Below are 243 nucleotides of genomic sequence, written 5' to 3'. Positions count from 1 at the left end.
GCAGAATCTAGTCCCTCAAAAAATTCTCTCCCAGATGTCACCAACAATTCATTTACCAGTACCGCATCTTTTCGGGTTTTTCTTATTCCCGTTTTTTGTGATTCAATAATTTCTTTTACTCGCTCGTTATAATCAATATTTCCATCATTTATAAAATCGTAATTTTCATTTGATTTGTCTTTATCAATATCGGGGTTCGTCTTACTTTCCCGCTCTCTTTGATTGTGAAATTGAATCCCTTTT

The 243-nt window shown here is 33.7% G+C and carries 1 protein-coding gene; it reads right to left on the bottom strand.

Annotated features, from left to right (window positions below):
• Window positions 1-243: plasmid recombination protein (locus tag AWV70_RS21965; protein WP_201024452.1), on the bottom strand; the 243-nt coding region annotated here is incomplete at both ends.

Source organism: Sporosarcina koreensis, assembly GCF_001531445.1.
GTDB classification, from domain to species: domain Bacteria; phylum Bacillota; class Bacilli; order Bacillales_A; family Planococcaceae; genus Sporosarcina; species Sporosarcina koreensis_C.
The sequence above is the reverse complement of the archived record's forward strand: the minus strand, read 5'-3'. Positions and strand labels throughout refer to the sequence as shown.